Origin of the sequence: Weissella sp. DD23 (assembly GCF_001579105.1) — a bacterium.
Lineage (GTDB): Bacteria > Bacillota > Bacilli > Lactobacillales > Lactobacillaceae > Weissella > Weissella cibaria.
Genome location: NZ_KQ970429.1, coordinates 1 through 815, shown reverse-complemented (window position 1 = coordinate 815; position 815 = coordinate 1). Strand labels below are relative to the sequence as shown.

Sequence of the window (815 nt, the reverse complement as noted above, 5' to 3'; positions counted from 1 at the left end):
GTTCATTCGTCGGACATCGATTGATGAGTTGCCACAATTTATCAACATTTTGATTGGTGATATGAGTATTGTTGGACCACGACCAGTTGTTGAGAAAGAATTGATTGAATACGGTGATCGTGTTGATAAGTTCTTATCAGTGAAGCCAGGTGCCATGGGACTTTGGCAAGCGAGTGGACGTAGCGAAATACAATACCCAGAACGAGCTGACCTAGAGATTAGTTATGTTGACCATGCTGATTTATGGTTTGATTTTAAAATTTTATTTATGACCGTTTTCGCCATCTTTAAGGGTGACGGTGCGATGTGATTTCTAAGATTAAGAAATCGTGACAGTTCTATAAAACTCGCCGAAACTCCTGTATACTGGGTATTGGCGAGTTTTTCGCATTCAAGGGAAGTTGCTATTTATAGCATCAAAAATTTTAATATACATAAAGGAACTACGAAGTGATGGAAAATCAATTTACAGTGACTGATTTGTTTAAGCACATGTTGCGCAATGCCTGGTGGATTATTGTCCTTGGAGTTGTTGGTGGCGGTGCCATGTACGTGATGAACAAGCAACCTGCAGCGACAAGCTACAGTGCAACGCGCTCAATGTACGTTGCTAAGTCAAACACCGGCGTGAAGGATCCAAATTCACGAATCGTGGCTGACTCTTGGTTATTGAAGACATACAAGACGGTTGCCAAGGATGACAAGGTGATTAAGCCAGCTGTGAAGGCTTTGAAGGCTGAGGGTGTGAAGGTATCAGCTGATACGTTGCGCTCAGAAGTGTCATTGTCAATACAGATGGGACGTTGTTGATGAAG

General features: G+C 42.2%; 2 protein-coding genes. Both read left to right on the top strand.

The annotated features are described in order from the left end of the window. The coding region (locus WEIDD23_RS12055; RefSeq protein WP_197458896.1) for a sugar transferase at positions 1-310 on the top strand (310 nt) is incomplete at its 5' end. Between the two features lie 143 nt (positions 311-453). Further along, entirely contained in the window at positions 454-810 is a 357-nt protein-coding gene (locus WEIDD23_RS12050; protein WP_062359098.1) for a YveK family protein, read from the top strand. Positions 811-815 lie beyond the last annotated feature (5 nt).

Excerpts from the sequence above, each read along its gene's own strand:
- WEIDD23_RS12050 (WP_062359098.1), top strand. The coding sequence starts at position 454 with ATGGAAAATCAATTTACAGTGACTGATTTGTTTAAGCACATGTTGCGC.